General features: G+C 61.2%; 14 protein-coding genes. 10 read left to right on the top strand and 4 right to left on the bottom strand.

Going from position 1 to position 19,114, the window contains the following annotated elements; translation table 11 throughout:
- Positions 1-56 precede the first annotated feature (56 nt).
- Genes rng through tldD form a run of 4 tightly spaced genes read left to right on the top strand, consistent with a single transcriptional unit; the run spans position 57 to position 7,680 of the window.
- Entirely contained in the window at positions 57-1,514 is a 1,458-nt protein-coding gene (rng, locus tag G3M63_RS07535; RefSeq protein ID WP_150301341.1) for a ribonuclease G, read from the top strand.
- 15 nt (positions 1,515-1,529) lie between these two features.
- Positions 1,530-5,393, top strand: a complete 3,864-nt coding sequence (locus G3M63_RS07540) for a YhdP family protein (protein ID WP_163982392.1) — start codon at positions 1,530-1,532, stop codon at positions 5,391-5,393.
- Positions 5,394-6,242, top strand: coding sequence for a carbon-nitrogen hydrolase family protein (locus tag G3M63_RS07545; protein WP_163982395.1), 849 nt, complete (start codon positions 5,394-5,396; stop codon positions 6,240-6,242).
- Positions 6,235-7,680: a metalloprotease TldD gene (tldD, locus tag G3M63_RS07550; RefSeq protein ID WP_163982397.1), complete on the top strand. Its 1,446-nt coding sequence runs from the start codon at positions 6,235-6,237 to the stop codon at positions 7,678-7,680. The genes G3M63_RS07545 and tldD overlap by 8 nt, the downstream gene beginning before the upstream one ends.
- A gap of 387 nt (positions 7,681-8,067) precedes the next feature.
- On the opposite strand, the gene G3M63_RS07555 is transcribed toward tldD, so the two are convergent.
- Positions 8,068-8,550 (bottom strand): asparaginase domain-containing protein, encoded by a 483-nt coding sequence (locus G3M63_RS07555; protein ID WP_150301337.1) that lies wholly within the window; start codon positions 8,548-8,550, stop codon positions 8,068-8,070.
- Positions 8,551-8,579: 29 nt separating this feature from the next.
- Here G3M63_RS07555 and G3M63_RS07560 point away from each other — a divergent pair, with 29 nt between their 5' ends.
- From G3M63_RS07560 to G3M63_RS07585, 6 genes are all read left to right on the top strand, one after another.
- Complete coding sequence (locus G3M63_RS07560) at positions 8,580-8,930, top strand: GIY-YIG nuclease family protein (RefSeq protein ID WP_163982399.1); 351 nt, start codon at positions 8,580-8,582, stop codon at positions 8,928-8,930.
- 63 nt (positions 8,931-8,993) lie between these two features.
- Positions 8,994-9,929 (top strand): glutathione S-transferase family protein, encoded by a 936-nt coding sequence (locus tag G3M63_RS07565; RefSeq protein ID WP_163982401.1) that lies wholly within the window; start codon positions 8,994-8,996, stop codon positions 9,927-9,929.
- Between the two features lie 130 nt (positions 9,930-10,059).
- On the top strand, positions 10,060-11,040 hold the full coding sequence (locus G3M63_RS07570; protein WP_150301334.1) for an ABC transporter ATP-binding protein: 981 nt from the start codon (positions 10,060-10,062) through the stop codon (positions 11,038-11,040).
- On the top strand, positions 11,037-11,798 hold the full coding sequence (locus G3M63_RS07575; RefSeq protein ID WP_150301333.1) for an ABC transporter permease: 762 nt from the start codon (positions 11,037-11,039) through the stop codon (positions 11,796-11,798). Before G3M63_RS07570 ends, G3M63_RS07575 begins: the two co-directional genes overlap by 4 nt.
- A gap of 94 nt (positions 11,799-11,892) precedes the next feature.
- Positions 11,893-12,555, top strand: a complete 663-nt coding sequence (locus tag G3M63_RS07580; protein WP_163982403.1) for a phosphoribosyltransferase — start codon at positions 11,893-11,895, stop codon at positions 12,553-12,555.
- Positions 12,539-13,897 carry an erythromycin esterase family protein gene (locus tag G3M63_RS07585; RefSeq protein WP_218573665.1) on the top strand — a complete coding sequence of 453 codons (1,359 nt, stop codon included), beginning with the start codon at positions 12,539-12,541 and terminating at the stop codon, positions 13,895-13,897. The genes G3M63_RS07580 and G3M63_RS07585 overlap by 17 nt, the downstream gene beginning before the upstream one ends.
- Before the next feature lie 240 nt (positions 13,898-14,137).
- On the opposite strand, the gene G3M63_RS07590 is transcribed toward G3M63_RS07585, so the two are convergent.
- The 3 genes from G3M63_RS07590 to yejK form a co-directional block, all read right to left on the bottom strand.
- Positions 14,138-16,087: an ATP-dependent DNA helicase RecQ gene (locus tag G3M63_RS07590; protein ID WP_163984207.1), complete on the bottom strand. Its 1,950-nt coding sequence runs from the start codon at positions 16,085-16,087 to the stop codon at positions 14,138-14,140.
- 58 nt (positions 16,088-16,145) lie between these two features.
- Positions 16,146-17,951: a glycoside hydrolase family 15 protein gene (locus G3M63_RS07595; protein ID WP_163982406.1), complete on the bottom strand. Its 1,806-nt coding sequence runs from the start codon at positions 17,949-17,951 to the stop codon at positions 16,146-16,148.
- 150 nt (positions 17,952-18,101) lie between these two features.
- Positions 18,102-19,109: a nucleoid-associated protein YejK gene (gene yejK / locus G3M63_RS07600; RefSeq protein ID WP_150301328.1), complete on the bottom strand. Its 1,008-nt coding sequence runs from the start codon at positions 19,107-19,109 to the stop codon at positions 18,102-18,104.
- Positions 19,110-19,114: the final 5 nt, after the last annotated feature.

Genomic DNA, 19,114 nt, shown 5'->3' on the forward strand with positions numbered 1-19,114 from the left:
GGCGGCTCGGAAGAACACTCAAAAGGCCCTAACGGTCCGATAAAACTGGAGAGCCCATGAGCGAAGAAATCCTGATCAATATAACCCCGATGGAAACACGGGTCGCTCTGGTGGAAAACGGCGTACTGCAGGAAGTGCACATCGAACGCACCCTGCGTCGCGGCATTGTCGGCAATATTTACAAGGGCAAGATCGTCCGTGTGTTACCGGGCATGCAGGCTGCTTTCGTTGATATTGGCCTGGAGCGGGCTGCGTTTATCCACGCCTCGGAGATTTCCGAGCGTGAAGGCTCTGCGGTCGAGCCGATCAATGCGCTGGTGCATGAAGGCCAGGCGCTGGTGGTCCAGGTCACCAAGGACCCAATCGGCACCAAGGGCGCCCGCCTCACCACGCACCTCTCGGTACCGTCGCGCTATCTCGTGTATATGCCGCGTACGCCGCACGTGGGCATATCGCTGAAGATCGAGGAAGAAGCCGAGCGCGAACGCCTCAAGCAGATCGTTGCCCAGTGCGTCGCCAATGAAGCTGTTGACGAGCCCGGCGGGTTCATTCTGCGTACCGCCGCCGAAGCCGCGCGGGAGGAAGATATCCTCGCCGACATCCGCTATGTCAGACGGTTATGGCAGCAGATCTCCCAGCAAATGGGCGCATGTTCCGCACCTTCGGTGATCTACGAAGATCTGCCGCTGGCGCTGCGTACGCTGCGGGACCTGGCGAACGTGCGCATTGAAAAAATCCGTATCGACTCGCGGGAAACCTTCCAGAAGGTCGAGCAATTCGTGCAGGAGCTGATGCCCGGCATCGATGACAAACTCGAGCATTACCCGGGTGAGCGTCCGGTATTCGAGCTGTATGGCGTTGAGGATGAAATCCAGAAGGCCATGGAGCGCAAGGTGATGCTCAAGTCGGGCGGGCATCTGGTCATCGACCAGACCGAGGCGATGACCACCATCGATGTGAACACCGGCGCCTTCGTCGGACATCGCAATCTCGAAGAAACCATCTTCAAGACCAACCTGGAGGCGGCAACGTCCATTGCGCGCCAGCTGCGCCTGCGTAATCTGGGCGGCATCGTGATTATCGACTTCATCGACATGGAAGCCGAGGAGCATCAGCGCCAGGTGTTGCGCACGCTGGAAAAACAGCTGGAACGTGATCACGCCAAAACCAACATCATCGGCATCACCGAGCTGGGCCTGGTGCAGATGACCCGCAAGCGCACCCGCGAAAGTCTTGAGCAGATTCTCTGCGAGCCCTGTCCCTGCTGCTCAGGCCGCGGTATCCAGAAAACCGCCGAAAGCGTCTGCTACGAAATCTTCCGGGAGATCCTGCGTGAAGCCCGCGCCTATCAGGCGGGCGCCTATATGGTGCTGGCGTCACAGGCGGTTATCGACCGGCTGCTGGACGAAGAGTCAGGCAACGTCGCGGACCTGGAATTGTTCATCGAGCGGCCGATCAAGTTTCAGGTCGAGCCGGTGTACACCCAGGAACAGTACGATGTGGTGCTGATGTGATGAGCGTCTGAGCGCATGAGCTGGCAAACCTGGATTCGTCGGGGTCTGGATGGACTGATTCTGTGCCTTGTCGTATGGCTGCTGGCCACGGCTGCCTATGTGAGTCTCGGCCGTCAGTTTGTTCCGGCGGTGGCGGATTATCAGGCCGAGCTGGTGCAGCGTGCCGAGGAGCTTACCGGCCGGGCAATCCGCCTGGATGATCTGAGCGGCGAGATGCAGGGCAGTCAGCCAGTGTTCATGCTCCGCGGCTTGCAGGTTCACGCCGAAGCCGACACCGACAGCTCGGTACTGTTCGCCCTGGATAACGTTACCGCGCGCCTTGATGTGTTCGCCAGTTTGTGGCGCCGGGAGCTGGTGCTCGACGCGCTGCAGGTTGAAGGCCTGGCGCTGGAATTGCTCGAGGAAGCCGACGGTAGCTGGCGTTTGCGCGGCCTGGGCTCGCGGGACAGAGTTGAAGGCGGGCTCGACGAGATGCTTGGCAAGCTGCTCAACCAGCGCCGTATCACCCTGCTCGGCAGCCGTATCCGCATTAATCCGCATAGCTTGCCTGAGTGGAATTTCACCGACGGTGATCTGACTCTGGTGAACCGGTGGGGCGATCACCGGTTTGATGCACGGCTGGCGCTACCCGATGGTCGCCAGTTGCGTCTGCGGCTTGAAGGGCAGAGCGAGGGAGACGACTGGCGCGATATGTCGGTCGCGTTTTTCGCGGATCTGCCTGCCATGCAATGGAGCGACTGGATACCCCGCGCCTGGCTGGGAAAGGTCCGGCTTGAACAGCTGGTCGCCGGGGGAAACTTCTGGGGCAGCTGGCAGGAGCGTCGGCTACATCGGCTGCAAGGCGTGGTGACTGCGCCCGAGGTGAAACTACGGACGCTGCGCCCAGGTGCGGCATTGACTGAGCTGCAGGCGCAATTCGACCTGCAGCTTGGTGACGAGCAACAGCTGCTGCGTGTCGAACAGCTGGGGCTGCAGGTGAACGACATCCTGTGGCGCGAGACCCGCCTGACCGCGACCCGCGAAGTCGAGGATGGAAGCTGGCAGCTCGCGCTGGACCGCTTGCCATTGGCGCCGCTGGCCGCCGGGCTCTATGGCTCTATTCCGGAAGACCGTTTTGCTGACATTCTGGCTGCCCTCGATCCGCAGGGTGAGCTGCTGAATGTCGGCCTGCGGGGTAGCAGCACCTCTCTGGCACTCGATGAGCTGAATATCGAAGCCCGGCTGGACAATATAAGCACCGAACCCTGGCGGGCCGTACCGGGATTTACGGGTATCAGCGGGACGCTGGCCGGGAGTCGTGCGCTGGGTGAGGTCAGGCTCGACAGCTATAACTGGCGTATGTCACTGCCGCAACTGTTTTCCGAAGCCTGGCAGTACGACCGCCTGACCGGCAGCCTGGGCTGGGAATGGTCCGACGAGACGGGTATGCAGCTGAAGGCGCCGAGCCTTGCGGTCAGCGGCGAGGAGGGCGAAGCGACAGCACGACTCAACCTGCATCTGCCGCGTCCGGGTGGCACGCCGAGTATGGATCTGCGCGTCGCGCTGCGCGACAGCCAGGCGGATTTCTATCGCCGGTATCTGCCATCACGGGTTGCGGCGACGAGCCCGCAATTGCACGAGTGGCTGCTCTCGACAGAGCTGTCAGGCAATGTGCCGTTGGCCATTTTCAGCTATCGCGGGGTACTGGCAAAGGATGCTGATCCGGAAGACCGCGTGATGGAACTCTACGGCAGCCTTGATCAGGGCAGTCTGTTTTTCCAGCCAGGCTGGCCAGCGCTGGAGAATGTATCCGGCACTGTACACCTGCGTAACACTGCAGTGACCGTGCATCAGGGGCAAGCGCGGCTATGGAATACCGACCTCAACGACCTGCAGCTGGCTATCGATCGTGAAAGTCCTGACGCGCCCCTGCTGCTGTCGGTTAACGGCGAAGTGACAGGGCCGCTACAGGACGCCCTGCGTCTGATGCAGGACACGCCGCTCAGCGAGATCACCAATGACCCGCTCGCTGGCTGGACCGGCAATGGCACGCTGGTCGGCACGGGTTCATTGGTTATTCCCCTGCAGCAGGGGAGCCAACCGGATATTCGCCTGAGCGCACAGGCCCAGGCCGAGCAGCTATTCATCCCCCAGCTTGACGCGCCGTTGCACGAGGTCAGCGGCAACTTCGCGTATGACCACAGCAAAGGGCTGACCGCCGATAACGTCCGCCTGCAATTTCTTGGTGAGCCGGTGACCGGCACTATCGGAGTGATCGACCGTGAACAACTCATCCGCATGAAGGGCAGCCATCCGGTGCAGGCGTTGAAGAGCTGGTCGATGCTCGGCAAGGCACCGCTGCAGTTGGCCACCGGTCGTGTGGATTGGGACGCTCAGGTGGCGATTCGTTCTGGCAGCCAAAGTGTGCAGGTCGCGTCCGATCTGCATGGCGTTGCACTCGATCTGCCGCCACCCTTTGCCAAAGAATCGGAACAGGCGTTGCCCACCGAGGTGACCCTGCGGCTCAGTGATCAGGGCCAGCGCTGGTCGTTTCGTTCAGGCGGCGATCTACGCGGTTCGATCGTCCGCTCCGGCGATTCCCTGCGTGGCGATGTCCGCTATCGCAGTGGCAGTCCGGCCATACTGTCTGAAGATGGCCTCAGCATCAGGGCCAATGTTGCTGCGCTGAAATGGACTGAGTGGCAGCAATGGATCAATGACTTCAGGGCCGGCACTGAAAGCGCCGCTCAGCCACCTGCAGTCAGCGACTCGCCGCTGGCGCTTATCCGCGAAATCAACCTGAACGCGGCCCGCTTCGAAGGTCTGGGTCTGGAACTCGACGACCTTCAGGTCTATGGAAAGAATGCTCCGACGGGGTGGGATTTCGATGTACAGCAGGCGGATGTTGCAGGCCGGATCCGCCTGCCGGCTGGCGCCAACGAACCCTTGCAGATCGATCTGCAGCGCTTGCGCTTTGCCGATGACCAGAATGTAGCCGAGGAGTCCGAGGCACTGGTCGAGCCGTTGGTGGCCGAAGATCCCCTCGATGGCGTGCTGCCGTCGTCATTGCCTGCGGTCAATCTCAGCGTCGCGCAGCTGTTCTGGGGGGATGATCTGGTCGGGCCGGTTTCGTTCCGGATGCGTCCGACTGCCCAGGGCCTTCGCGTGGACGATGCGAACATTGCTCTGCGGGGCGGGTTGCAGCTGCGCGGAAACCTGGATTGGCGCGATACCGATCGGCGGACCCGCTTTGAAGGCAGCCTTAGTGCAGATAACATCGGCAACGTGTTGCGCGCCTGGAATTACGCGCCGACGCTGACCAGCAATGAATTTGCCGCGACCACTGAGCTGGAATGGCCTGGCTCGCCGGCGTACTTCGCGCTCAAGCGCAGCACCGGCCAGTTGCAGTTGCGCGCCCGCGATGGCGTGCTGCAGAGTGGCGAGAGTTCGGCTGATGCTCTCAAGGTGTTCGGTCTGCTCAATTTCAACGCGCTGACACGCCGGCTACGCCTGGACTTTTCTGACCTGTTCGGCAAGGGTACGGCCTACGATACCCTCGATGGCGATCTGCTGTTCACTGACGGAGTGATGCATAACCGCACGCCGCTGGTGATGGACGGCCCGAGCGTCAAGCTGCAGCTGGACGGCCGGATTGATCTGCCACAGAACGAAATCGATATGGGTATGCTGGTGACCTTGCCCGTGACCAACAACCTGCCCCTGGCCGCGATCATTGCCGGTGCCCCCTATATCGGCGGCGCGTTGTTTATTGCCGACAAGATCCTCGGCGACCGGATTGCCCGTTTCGCATCAGTCAAATACAAGATCAGCGGAGACTGGCAGAAACCCAACGTTGAATTTGATCGCGCCTTTGATAACGAAGCCGCACTGGAGGACTGAATGAAAGTTGCTGCCATCCAGATGATCAGCAGGCCGGACGTAGCGGCCAACCTCGAAAGCGCCGCCGGGCTTATTGCCGAAGCGGCCGCCGACGGCGCGCAGCTGATATTGCTCCCTGAATGCTTCGCCGCCTTCGGCAACCGCTCGCTGGCAGACATCGGCGTCGCCGAGTTTCAAGGCACCGGTCCCATTCGCCCATTCCTCGCACAACAAGCACGGCAAAACGGCGTCTGGCTGATCGGCGGCAGTATTCCGCTACCGCTCACCCCCACCGGCAAGCCGATGGCGACCTGTCTGGTGGTCGATGATCAAGGCAGTGAGGTCGCGCGTTATGACAAGCTGCATCTGTTTGATGTAGAAGTAGCGGACAACACCCGCAGCTACCGCGAATCCAGGGACTATGGCTACGGCGATCAGGTGGTGCATGTGGATACGCCAGTCGGGCGTGTCGGCCTGTCGATCTGTTACGATCTACGTTTTGCAGAGCTGTATCTTGCACTGTCCCGCGCCAATGCGGATCTGATTGTGGTGCCCTCGGCCTTTACCGCCGTGACCGGGGCGGCCCACTGGGAGGTGCTGCTGCGAGCCCGGGCCATCGAAACCCAGTGTTACATACTCGCCGCCAACCAGGGTGGGCTGCACCCCGGGGGGCGTGAGACCTTTGGCCACAGTTGCCTGGTTGATCCCTGGGGTGAAGTAGTTGCTTCGCTTGAGCAGGGGGAAGGTGTGGTCTGTCAGCAAATCGACCACGCCCATATGCAAGCTATTCGCCAGCGGATGCCCGTTTCCGGGCATCGCCGATTTGCCCCGGCCGAGTTATCGGCCAAGGAGTCCGAAAAGAATGAGTGATCTGATAGCCAATGTTGAAAACCGTCTGCTGGTACCCGCAGAGCTGAGCCCCGACCTGATCGCAGGTGTACTCGGTCAGCTGGTCTCGGCACCCGGGGTGGACGCGGCTGATCTGTATTTCCAGCATCAGGTGAGCGAGTCCTGGGTCCTTGAGGATGGCATCGTCAAGGACGGCAGTTTCAATGTCGACCAGGGCGTAGGCGTGCGCGCCCAGTCTGGGGAAAAAACCGGGTTTGCCTACAGTAACGATATTCGTCTCCCGGCGCTGAGCCAGGCGGTTTCGGCCGCCCGTTCAATTGCGCGGGCCGGGCAGGCGGGTGGCGTGCAGGCGTGGAAGCGCGACACCAGCCAGGCGCTGTATCCCTCCGCCAACCCGCTGGAGGTCATGGCGCAGGGCGACAAGGTATCCTTCCTGCAACGGCTGGACGCGTACACACGCAGCCTTGATTCACGTATCACCCAGGTCACGGTAGGCCTCGGCGGCACCCATGACACCGTCATGGTGGCCTCCAGCGATGGCACCTGGGCCGGCGATATCCGTCCGCTCGTACGGTTGAACATCAGCGTCATCATCGAGCACAACGGACGTCGTGAGCGCGGCAGCTTCGGCGGTGGCGGACGCACGGATTATCTGTACTTCGAAACGGAAGAACGTGCCATGGCGTACGCCCGCGAAGCGGTTCGTCAGGCCACCGTCAATCTCGAGGCTATTCCCGCGCCTGCCGGCAGCATGCCGGTGGTGATGGGACCGGGCTGGTCCGGCGTACTGCTGCATGAAGCGGTTGGTCATGGCCTTGAGGGCAACTTCAACCGCAAGGGCACCTCGGCCTATAGCGGCCGGGTCGGCGAGAAAGTCGCCTCCAGCCTGTGCACCATCGTCGATGATGGCACCCTTGCCGGCCGTCGCGGCTCCTTGAGTGTGGACGACGAGGGCAACCAGACCCAGTGCACCACATTGATCGAAAACGGCATTCTCAAGGGCTACATTCAGGACAAGCTGAACGCCCGGCTGATGGGCGTGCCCGCGACCGGCAATGGCCGTCGCGAGTCCTATGCACACCTGCCCATGCCACGTATGACCAACACCTACATGCTGGCTGGCGAAAGCGATCCGCAGGACATTATTCGCTCGGTGAAAAAAGGCATCTACTGCGCCAACCTGGGCGGCGGTCAGGTGGATATCACCAGCGGCAAGTTCGTCTTCTCCACCAGCGAGGCGTACCTGATCGAGGATGGCAAAATCACCGCACCGGTCAAGGGCGCAACCCTGGTCGGTAACGGTCCCGAAGTCATGAACCGCGTATCGATGGTGGGTCACGATCTGCAGCTGGACAGCGGCGTGGGTACCTGCGGCAAGGACGGTCAGTCACTGCCGGTCGGCGTCGGGCAGCCGACCCTCAAAATCGACCAGATCACCGTGGGCGGCACGGGCGCCTGAGGCAGTAGCTGCGCGGGGGTTATGGAGGGCCGGGTTCCATCCCGGCCGGCGGAGGTTCGGCAGACGCTTTTGTCGAGATGGAACTCGACATTCCCAGGGAGGCGGCAGGGCGTTGGTTTAGAGCCTTGGGTCTCGCAGACACTCAAGACGATGGAGGGCCGGGTTCCATCCCGGCCAGCGCAGGTTCGGCAGCACTCCTTTGTCGAGGTGGAGCTCGACATTCCCAGGGAGGCGGCAGGGTGTTGGTTTAGAGCCTTGGGTCTCCCAAACACTCAAGACGATGGAGGGCCGGGTTCCATCCCGGCCAGCGCAGGTTCGGCAGCACTCCTTTGTCGAGGTGGAACTCGACATTCCATGATCCGCGGCCATCGGCTGAATAGTGCCCTGTCAAAGCCCTTCGAAGCGGCCGGCCAGGCGGTTCTTGCGGACCTGGTCGACGGGGAATACCCGTCCGCTCATGGCGACATACACGCCGTGCCCGAGGGTATTCAATGCGCCGATTGCCAGGCCGAGGTTGAACAGCGCGTCGGAGTCGCGGAAGCGCGCGGGCTGCATGGCACCGGTGAGGACAATCACCTTGTCGTCGATATCGGCCAACGCCGCGCCGGTGACGGTCATGGTGTCGGTACCATGGGTGATCAGAATGTGCTCGTGCGGGCAGGCGGCGATCTTGCTGCGGATCAGGTCGCGGTCGGTGTCGTTCAGGTCCAGACTGTCCTTCTTCAGCAGCGATTCGATGGAATAATTGAAGCCGATACGAGCCTGGTCGAGCAGTTCACCAGCCATGGGTTCGCCGATCTGATATTCGCTGAGCGCATCGAAGTACACCTTGTCGATGGTGCCGCCGGTGCTGAAAATCTGTATAAACATGGCTAACTCCTGCAGTCGTAAGCGCCAGTATGCCTTCTGAAAGTACTCAACACACGCCCGAACCTGCCCCGAGAACCTGGTGGGTCTATATGGTGCGGGCCGAGAGCGGCCATCTGTATACAGGCATAACCACCGACCCTCAACGGCGCTTTCGTCAGCACGCCAACGGCAAGGGAGCGCGGTTCTTTAATCGTAGTCCGGCGAAGGCGTTGGTGTGGCAAGAAATCTGTATTGATCATTCCGATGCGCTACGCCGCGAATTGGCCATCAAGGCGCTGGCCAAGCCCGCCAAGGAGCAGCTGATCCGGTTGTTTGCCGAGACAGGGACCGAGTCCAATCGAGACTGTGCAGCCGACCCGGCACCGGCTAAGCTGGATTGATTCCGGGCCAACCGAGGGTTGGTGGAACCTGAAACGTCACATACCTTTTCACGGAGCCGAACAATGACCGACCTGATTCTGCATCATTACCCGCAGTCCCCCTTCGCCGAAAAGGCGCGCCTGATGCTCGGCTTCAAGGGCCTGTCCTGGCATTCAGTCATGATCCCGGCGGTGATGCCCAAGCCGGACCTCACCGCTTTGACAGGCGGCTATAGACGCACCCCGGTACTTCAGGTCGGCGCGGATATCTATTGCGATACCGCACTGATTGCCCGCCGTCTGGAACAGGAGAAGGTCACCCCGGCGCTGTTTCCTGAAGGGCGTGAAGCGGCGGCTGCAGGACTCGCCCAGTTCGGCGACCAGGTGCTGTTTCAGCATGGCGTGGCGATCAATTTCCAGAAAAAGGGGCTCGCCTCCCGTTTCGCCAATATGCCCGAAGAGGTGATCAAGGGCTTTGTGGCGGATCGCCAGGCGCTGTTTGCCAGTGGCACCGCCAACCCGCTGGACACCAGGGTCGGGCTGTCGCAATGGCCAGCGTTGATGAGCCGGCTGGAATTGCAGCTGGAGCGCGACGGCGAATTCCTGCTGGGGGACACGCCCTGTATCGCCGATCTGGCGCACTACCATCCGCTGTGGTTCGTCGCCTCGAACAAGGCCGTGGCCGACGCGCTGGATGGCTATCCGGCCATTGCTGCCTGGATGGGCCGCATTGCGGATTTCGGTCACGGATCCAGTACACCAATGGAGGCATCCGAGGCTATCACCGTGGCGCGGGAAGCGTCTCCAGCGGCGTTACCGGAAATCGAGTTCGTCAGCCCGGGTGGGTTCGAGCTTGGCCAGGCGGTGAGCGTCAGTGCGGTGGATTACGGCACCGATCCGGTCAGCGGCTCGCTGGTTCATGAAAGCAACGAAGAGATTGTGGTAGCCCGCGAGGACGAGCGTGCCGGTCTGCTGCACGTGCACTTTCCGCGCTACGGTTTCCGTATCGAAGCGGCCTGAGATCAAACCCTGAAAAGCGAATCCCCCTGACCCCTTTTTTCAAAGTGGGGGACAACCCGAAGCACCTGCGCCTGGCCAGCGATATCGCGGGTCAGGTCTCGGGAAGCATTCCAAATCACCCGGAGGGGCTGTGGAACCTGTTATCAGCGTCAAAGGCCTGAACAAGACCTACTCATCGGGTTTTCAGGCGCTCAAACATATCGACCTGACCATTCACCGTGGCGAGATCTTTGCCCTGCTTGGCCCGAACGGCGCCGGCAAGACCACGCTGATCAGCATTATCTGCGGCATCGTCAATGCCTCCCAGGGTGAAGTCACGGTGGCGGGCTACGACATTGTCAGGGACTACCGCAAGGCGCGTTCAACCATCGGTCTGGTGCCGCAGGAACTGACCAGCAATATGTTCGATACCGTACTGGCCACGGTCCACCTGAGCCGCGGTCTGTTTGGCAAGGCGCCGGACAAGGCGCACATCGAGCGAGTGCTGCGTGAGCTGTCGCTGTGGAACAAGCGTAACGACAAGATCATGAATCTGTCCGGCGGTATGAAGCGCCGCGTGCTCATCGCCAAGGCGCTCGCGCACGAGCCCGACGTGCTGTTTCTCGATGAGCCCACCGCCGGCGTGGATGTCGAGCTGCGGCGGGATATGTGGAACATGGTGCGTCGGTTGCGTGAGCAGGGCGTGACCATCATCCTCACCACACATTACATCGAAGAGGCCGAAGAGATGGCCGACCGTATCGGGGTGATCAACCGCGGCGAAATCGTTCTGGTCGAAGACAAGGCTGCCCTGATGCGCAAACTGGGCACCAAACAGCTGAGCATCCAGCTGCAGGAGCCTCTGACGCAGCTACCCGCCAGCCTTGCGAAATACGGCGTGCAACTGGTTCAGGATGGCCATGCGGTGGTGTATACCTTCGATGCCCAGTGCGAGCATACCGGTCTGGCCGACCTGCTGCGGGCGCTTGGCGAGGAAGGCCTGGAAGTGAAGGATCTGCATTCCAGTCAGAGCTCGCTGGAGGATATCTTCGTCGGGCTGGTGCATGACGAGGTCCGGCCTGAGACAAGCGCCGGTGCGCAACTGGATATACAGAGCGGAGGCCGGGCATGAATCTCTACGGTATCCGCGCCCTCTATCTCTCGGAACTCAGCCGTATGTGGCGCACCCTGTTCCAGAGCATTGCCTCGCCGGTGATTTCCACCTCGTTGTACTTCATCGTCTTTGGCGCGGCCATTGGTTCGCGCATGCAGGAGATCGATGGCGTCAGTTACGGGGCGTTCATCATTCCCGGTCTGATCATGCTGATGTTGCTCAACGAGAGTATTTCCAATGCCTCCTTTGGCATCTACATGCCGAAATTCACCGGCACCATCTATGAGGTGCTCTCGGCGCCGTTATCGCCAGTGGAGATCGTCGTGGGCTACGTCGGTGCGGCGGCCACCAAATCGGTGCTGCTGGGAATTCTGATTCTGCTCACCGCCCGGCTGTTTGTGGACTACGAGATCCTGCATCCGGTGTGGATGTTTGGTTTCCTGGTGTTGACCGCTGTCACCTTCAGTCTGTTCGGCTTCATTATCGGCGTGTGGGCGGATGGCTTCGAGAAGCTGCAGATCGTGCCCATGATGATTGTTACCCCGCTGGCCTTTCTTGGCGGCAGTTTCTATTCGATCAGCATGCTGCCGCCGATGTGGCAGACCATCACGCTGTTCAATCCGGTGGTGTATCTGATCAGCGGGTTCCGCTGGAGCTTCTACGGTGTGGCTGACGTGCATATCGGCGTGAGCCTGGGCATGACGCTGGTGTTCCTTACGATCTGTCTGGCGATTGTCTGGGTCATCTTCCGCACCGGATACAAACTCAAGCCCTGATCCTTTATCCGACCAGCAACCCGTCTGGCCGGCGGATTGAACAGCCTGCGACTTCACGGGTCATTCTCCTTAGAGATGAATGACCGGAGGTCATATGCTATTCACCGACCGTGCCCACGCCGGCAAGCAGTTGGCTAAAGCGCTGTCCGATCTGGCCGGCCAACCTGACCTGATCTTGCTGGCGCTGCCGCGCGGCGGCGTGCCGGTTGCGGCCGAGGTGGCCAGGACGCTCGGACTGCCGCTGGATATCCTGCTGGTGCGCAAGCTGGGCGTGCCCGGGCATGAGGAGTACGCCATGGGCGCTCTTGCCGGCGGCGATCTGATCTTCCTCAATCAACAGGTGCTCCGGCAGCTCAAGCTTGAGCAGCAGCAGATCGACGCGGTGGTCGAACGCGAGCGCGCCGAACTGCATCGCCGCGAGCAGCGCTACCGTGGTCAACACCCCGCTCCCGAACTTAACGACCACAACGTGGTTCTCATCGATGACGGCCTGGCCACAGGCGCGACCATGCGCGTGGCGATACGGGCAGCGCATCAGGCTGGCGCGCGCAGCGTCACCGTGGCGGTGCCCGTCGGGGCATCGGATACCTGCAGCGAACTCGCCACGCTGGTAGACCGCCTTGAATGCCCTTATCCGCAGAGCGATCTGGGTGGGGTCGGCTACTGGTATGACGATTTTGCCCAGACCACCGATGAACAGGTCATTCAGATTCTGCAGCAGTACAGACCGGGAGGCACAAGTGAGCAAAGCGAATGACCAGCGGGCCATCGACGCCATCGAGCAGCACGCTGTTCCTCTGACAGGCAGCGACGCCGATTACGATGCGATTATCGAGGCGGCGCGTGGCAAGCCCTATGTATTGATCGGGGAAGCATCCCATGGCACCCAGGAGTTCTATCAGGTGCGTGCAGAAATTACGCGCCGGCTGATCGACGAGCTGGGCTTTGCCGCGGTTGCGGTGGAAGCCGACTGGCCGGATGCCTACGCAATCAACCGTTTTGTATGGAACCAGGGGGCCGACAAGACCGCCGAACAGGCCCTGGATGTGTTCGAGCGTTTTCCCCTGTGGATGTGGGCCAACACCGAGGTGCTCGATTTTGTGAAATGGCTGGCGGCGTTCAACCAGGCCCCCGAGCGGGCCGAAGCCGGCAATCGCCCGGTGGGGTTTTACGGTCTGGATCTGTACAGCATGTCCAGCTCCGCGCAGGCGGTCATTGCCTATCTGGACAAGCACGATCCGCCGGCGGCGCGCCGCGCCCGCGAGCGTTATGCCTGTCTGGAGCAGTTTCTGGGTGAGCCCCAGCGCTACGGCCATTCCGTTGCGTTCGGCATGAGCGACTCCTGTGAAAAGGAAATTACCGAACAGCTGATGGATATGCAGGGCAAGGCGCTGCAACGTCTGACCGGGCTGGGTCTGGTCGCGGATGAACAGCGATTCTGCGCCGAGCAGAACGCGCGACTGGTGCTCAACGCCGAGGAATATTACCGCTCCATGTTCCGGGGCGAAGCCAGCTCCTGGAATCTGCGCGATGGCCACATGTTCGAGACGCTGGAAGCCCTGCGTGAACATCTGAGCTACCAGCTGGGTGGTGAGGCGGGCGTCGTGGTGTGGGCGCACAATTCCCATATTGGCAACGCGGCGGCGACGGATATGGGCCGGCACGGCGAATTCAATATCGGGCAGCTGGCGCGGGAGAAATACGGCAGCGATGCCTTGCTGGTGGGCTTTACTACAGCGACCGGCGAGGTCACTGCAGCCTCTAACTGGGATGCACCGGCGGAGCGCAAAAGGGTTCGCCCGCCGCTGGCAGGCAGTTACGAGCAGCTATTTCAGGAGGCCAGCCCGACCGACTTCCTGCTGGACCTGCGTGAAAGCAATGCACTGACCGACGCCTTGAGCGAATCCCGCCTGCACCGCGCTATCGGCGTGATCTACCGTCCGGAAACCGAGCGGCAGAGCCATTACTTTTTCAGCCGGTTGCCTGAACAGTATGATTTCGTGCTGCACTTTGACGAAACCCATGCGCTGCAGGCTTTGGCGAAGGAGCCGCTAACCGCGCATGCCGAACCGGACGAAACCTATCCAAGTGGTTTCTGACGGGCGGGGTAACCAACGTGGCTTACTGCGGACAGCGTTGGGCCGGGGGGTCTTCCTATAATCAGCGGGTCCGGAGCTAAACGATAGTAAACCAGAGGCGTGCTGCGCGCGCCGTCGGGCCGAGGCGGTCCGGCGATCCGGCGACCCTCCTACCAAATTCGTTCTCTGGCGGCACTTTGTAGGAGTGGCGACCTCGCCGCGACGGCGTGCGCAGCGCGCCCGACCCTTTGGCGTTTGTCGTCAGCGAGCGATGGATGGAACCAGGCTATCTCGCGCGAGCTCTCTGACGCTGGCATAGGGATAGGCTTCCAGCGCAGCAAAGCCGGGCAGGCTCCGGGCCTTGAGCCGTGTGAACAAGGGCACGCTGATTCCGCACAGAAAACGCGCGAGACAATCTGCCGTGGGCGCATGCTGCTGATCGCTCTGATAGCGTTCGACAAAGGCCGCGCTGAGCTGGCCAATACGCTCGACAGATAGCGGCGCCAACGCAGGAGGCTCTGGCAATTGTGCCGGATGGCCATGGCATACCGAGCAATGTCCGCAGCGCTCGGGCACCTGTTCATCGCCAAAGTAGCGCGCCAGGCGTCGGCTCAGGCAATCTTCGGTGGCAAACAGATCGAGCATGGCGTGGATCCGGTTGATCTCGCTGGCTTCCTGCCGATGGAAATAGTCAAGCAGTTCTTCGCTCAGGCTGGCGGCGTCGAAATCCGGCTGTAGCAATTCGTAGACCTCGGTCATCTGCTTGCTTTCCAGCTCGACCCAGTTCTTTTCCTGAAAGTAATCCAGCGCCTTGATTACCCGTCCCCGCTCGGCCCGGTGCTGCTGCCACAGCGCGTCGAAGTCCACCGTGCACCAGGTCCGCGCGCGCCGCGAGGTATTGATGATCGCTTCGACAAACTCCTTGCGCTCGCCCTTGAACTGCTGCGCCAGCTGCTCGGGTTCGAGCAGAAACTTGAAACGGTATTCCGCGAAGTAGGCATAGCGGGGCGCGATGATGCCGCGTAATTCCAGCTGTACCAGCAGCGTCTTCAGCGGCAGTTGGCGAATATTGCTGCGCGTGGAGAGCGCATTGAGCATCAGCTCCCACTGCCCGCCGGGGGCGTCGCGCTGTAGTTCATCGAGCACGCAACGGATGCCGGCGCGCTCGGGGGTGTCGCCATACACAAAGTTTTCCAGCACGTTCAGGCTGTCGCGGTTGGCCAGTACCAGGCAATCCGACGGGTTGCCATCGCGGCCTGCACGGCCGATTTCCTGGCTGTAGTTCTCGATGGATTTGGGTAGATCAAAATGCACCACGAAGCGGATATCGCTCTTGTCGATGCCCATGCCAAAGGCAATGGTCGCGACGATGCAGTTGATATCGCCGCCCATGAAGTCGCGCTGAATGCTCTCGCGTCGCTCATGGTCCATGCCGGCGTGGTAGGCCGCGGCGCGGATGCCATGCTGGCTCAGATGCCCGGCGACGTCTTCGGCGGTTTGTTGCTGGGTCACGTAGACGATGCCCGGCTCGGCTGTGCGGGTCCCGAGCCATTCGACCAGACGCTGGCGTTTGTCAGCGCCGGCAACCGGCTCGACCAGCAGATTCAGATTGGGCCGGTAGAAGCCGGTGGTGATGACATCGGCGTCAGCGATGCCGAACTTGCGCTGCATATCAGCGATGACCGGCGGCGTCGCAGTGGCGGTCAATAGCAGTGTTTGCGGGATGCCAAAGTCTTTCTGGTACGCGGGCAGCTTCAGGTAATCCGGGCGGAAATTGTGACCCCATTCGGATATGCAGTGCGCCTCGTCCACCACCAACAGAGATATCGGCACCTGCTGGATAAAGTTGCGGAAACGCTCGTTCTTCAGCCGTTCCACCGAGATCATCAGTATTTTCAGCTCGCCGCTTTTGGCCCGCGCCATGACATCGCTGGCTTCTTCCCGGCTTTGCGACGAATCAATGCTTGCGGCGCTGATGCCGTGCCGGTCGAGGAACGCCAGCTGATCCTGCATCAGCGCCAACAGCGGCGAGACCACCAGCGTCAGATGCGGCAGATGCATGGCGGGCAGCTGATAACACAGCGATTTGCCCGAGCCGGTCGGGAATATGGCGGCCGCCGAACGGCCTTCCAGCACAGCGTTGATGGCCGGCTCCTGGCCGGGGCGGAAGCGGTCGTAACCGAAGGTGTCGAGCAGGGTTTGTCTGATCATTGCGACATGGTGGCGATTTACGCCGCGCTTGTCTGCCAATGGATACACATTGACCCAATCAGGGCACCGGGCGGTAGGCGTGACGTTCGGGCTGGCCGCCTCGATGAGCGTCCTTGTCGGAATCAATCAGGTACGCACTTTTCACCAGCGCCAGGTGCGACAGCGCCTGCGGGAAGTTGCCAAGCAACCCCTGCTGCGGATCGTATTCCTCGGCCAGCAGCCCGACATCGTTGCGCAAGCCGAGCAGCTTTTCGAACAGCGCGTCGGCCTCATCAGTGCGCCCGCTCATGGTCAGCACATCGGCGAGCCAGAAGCTGCAGGTCAGGAACGCGCCTTCGCTTCCGTCGTAGGCATCATCTGCCAGAAACCGATAGACCAGACCGTCTTCGCACAGTGTGTTCTCGATCCAGGCCAGCGTGGCCTGAACGCGGTCATCATCAGCGGGCAGAAAGCCCAGCAGCGGGATCATCAGCAGGCTGGCATCCGGGCGCGCTTCATCATAGGTCTGCTGAAAGGCGTTACGCGACGGGTCGATCCCGTTGCGACAGACGTCGGCGTGGATCTCGTCGCGGGTGCTGCGCCAGAGGTCAAGGGGTGCCTTCAGCCCGAACTCTTCGGCATCACGGACAGAACGGTCAAAGGCGACCCAAGCGTACACTTTGGAGTGCGTGTAGTGCCGCGGTGCGCCGCGCAGTTCCCAGATGCCGTCGTCCGGCTCGCGCCAATGCTCGACCAGAAAGTCCATGATCTTGCACTGGTAATCCCAGGTTTGCTCAGTGGTTTCCATGCCGCTGCGCCGGCCAATATGCAGCACATCCATCAACAGACCGTAGACATCCAGCTGATGCTGTTCCGAGGCTGCATTACCGACACGCACTGGCTGGGAATCCTTCCAGCCGGGCAACCAGTCAAGTTCCCGCTCGGGCATGGGTTTGACGCCGGTGATGCTGTAGAGCACGTCAACATCGACTGTCCCGTTGTCCTGGCCGATGGCGCGCAGCAGCCAGCTGTGCCACTCATGCGCCGCCGAGAAGAAATTCGAGTCGAGGAACACATCGACCGCCAGCACCGCGTCGCGCAGCCAGCAGAATCGGTAATCCCAGTTGGCGGCACCGCCGATCTTTTCCGGCAGTGAGGACGTCGGCGCTGCGACCATGCCGCCGCTCGGCGCGTAGGTCAGCGCTTTGAGTGTAATGAGCGAGCGCACCACGGCATCCCGCCAGCGCCCCTGGTAACTGCACTGGCGCACCCAGTCACGCCACCAACCGGCGCAGTCCTCGATAGCGCCTTCGCTGCAGCGTGCGCGCTCGGCCTGGCTATCGCCGCTCAGGTGAGTGAGCTGCATCAGCCGGTGCTCACCAGAATTCAGGCTAAACCGCGCGCTGACACGGTCGTCCTGCCATTCACATGACAGGTCGGTGAACAGCCATAAGGGTTGTTCGCCGCCTGTGATGCATATGCCGTTCTCGCTCTGCTCAAAGCGCGCCGGCTCCTTGCCGTAGTCGAAGCGGGGCAACAGGCTCATGTCCATTTCAACGCAGCCTTCGAGCCCCTCGACATGGCGCAAAATGGTGACGTTGTCATCGAAGGGCATGCAGTCGGTAATGCGGATGCGGCCCTGAGCGCAGCTCATCTCGGTGCAGAGCACCAGCGTGTCCGGCTGATAGTGACGCTTGATTTCGGTGGGTTCGGCGCTGGGTGACAGTCGCCAGTGGCCGTGCTCGTCATCGCCAAGCAGCGCAGCAAAACACGCAGGTGAATCGAAACGGGGAGGGCAGAACCAGTCGATGCTGCCGTTACGGCTGACTAACGCGGCGGTGCACAGATCGCCAATCAAGGCATAGTCTTCGATTGGGTGTGGCATTGGCACTCCAGGGGGCGCGGCTAGTTACCGCTCATGGTCGACTTAAGCTAGCGACCCCCGGGTTTTGCTTGAAGTTCCGATAACGGTTGGTCTGCACACCGCGCATTGATGTCACGGTGTTGCCCGGATGTCAGGCCGCTGCGGTGGGCGCTAGCGCTTCTTCTTTTTCAGCTGCTCGATCAGACCCTTGGGCGGATGCTTGATCACCAGGGAATCGCCGGTCTCGTCATACTCGACGCGCTCACCCAGCAGGTGGGCCTCGAAGCTGATCGACATGCCGTCGGCCTTGCCGTAATAACGCATGAAGTTGGACAGGGTGCGCTTGTCCGGCGGGATCTCGGCGTTCAGGCCATAATCCTTGTTGCGGATGTAATCGTAGAAGGCCCGTGGCTGTTCTTCATCGATTACACCGGAGAGTTCTTCCAGCGCGACCTGCTCACCCTGACGTGCCTGGCCGCTGACGTAGCCGCTCATGGCCTTGGTCTTGCCCTTGAGCTCATCGGCGGGCATGTCCGCTTCGCCTACATAATCCTGAAACGCCTGCAGCAGGGTGGTGGTTTCCTGCTCGGGATCGGCCCCTTCGACGCAGCCGATAAAGTCGCGGAAGTAATCGGACACGCGCTTGCCACTGCGCCCGCGAATGAAGGAGATGTACTGCTTGGAACTGGCGTTCTGTTTCCACTCGGTCAGGTTGATCCGCGCCGCCATATTCAGGCTGGACAGATCCAGATGCCGCGCCGCCGCTACGTTCAGGTCGTCGGTTACGGTCACGCCCTCGGTATGGTGCAGCAAGGCGATGACCAGAAAGGCGGTCATGCCCTGGCGATAGCGGATAAACAGCACATGCCCGCCGAGGGCCAGGTTGGAGCCCTCCATCAGCGTCTTCAGATGCTCGGTGGCCTGGGTCGAGAAGCGCAGGAAATCCTGCTCTTCATCCAGCAATTGCTGCAGCCAGCCGCTGAACGGATAGGCGCCACTCTCTGGCTGGAAGTAACCCCAGGCCTTGTTCGGCTTGCTGTTATAGGCCTCGATCAGACCGGCCAGCAGTTGTTCCAGCGCCTCGGAGCTGGCCAGTTCGGCATCACGCAGCGTGAGGCTGGCCGGCTGTCCGTCGGGCTTTTTGTGTATCTGATGAACAATGCTGTTGTCGATAGGCATGGTGG

It is taken from the genome of Pseudomonas sp. OIL-1 (assembly GCF_010669185.1).
GTDB classification, from domain to species: domain Bacteria; phylum Pseudomonadota; class Gammaproteobacteria; order Pseudomonadales; family Pseudomonadaceae; genus Halopseudomonas; species Halopseudomonas profundi.

Coding starts and splice junctions, on each gene's coding strand:
- rng (WP_150301341.1), top strand. CDS start 57: ATGAGCGAAGAAATCCTGATCAATATAACCCCGATGGAAACACGGGTC.
- G3M63_RS07540 (WP_163982392.1), top strand. CDS start 1,530: ATGAGCTGGCAAACCTGGATTCGTCGGGGTCTGGATGGACTGATTCTG.
- G3M63_RS07545 (WP_163982395.1), top strand. CDS start 5,394: ATGAAAGTTGCTGCCATCCAGATGATCAGCAGGCCGGACGTAGCGGCC.
- tldD (WP_163982397.1), top strand. CDS start 6,235: ATGAGTGATCTGATAGCCAATGTTGAAAACCGTCTGCTGGTACCCGCA.
- G3M63_RS07555 (WP_150301337.1), bottom strand. CDS start 8,550: ATGTTTATACAGATTTTCAGCACCGGCGGCACCATCGACAAGGTGTAC.
- G3M63_RS07560 (WP_163982399.1), top strand. CDS start 8,580: ATGCCTTCTGAAAGTACTCAACACACGCCCGAACCTGCCCCGAGAACC.
- G3M63_RS07565 (WP_163982401.1), top strand. CDS start 8,994: ATGACCGACCTGATTCTGCATCATTACCCGCAGTCCCCCTTCGCCGAA.
- G3M63_RS07575 (WP_150301333.1), top strand. CDS start 11,037: ATGAATCTCTACGGTATCCGCGCCCTCTATCTCTCGGAACTCAGCCGT.
- G3M63_RS07580 (WP_163982403.1), top strand. CDS start 11,893: ATGCTATTCACCGACCGTGCCCACGCCGGCAAGCAGTTGGCTAAAGCG.
- G3M63_RS07590 (WP_163984207.1), bottom strand. CDS start 16,087: ATGATCAGACAAACCCTGCTCGACACCTTCGGTTACGACCGCTTCCGC.
- G3M63_RS07595 (WP_163982406.1), bottom strand. CDS start 17,951: ATGCCACACCCAATCGAAGACTATGCCTTGATTGGCGATCTGTGCACC.
- yejK (WP_150301328.1), bottom strand. CDS start 19,109: ATGCCTATCGACAACAGCATTGTTCATCAGATACACAAAAAGCCCGAC.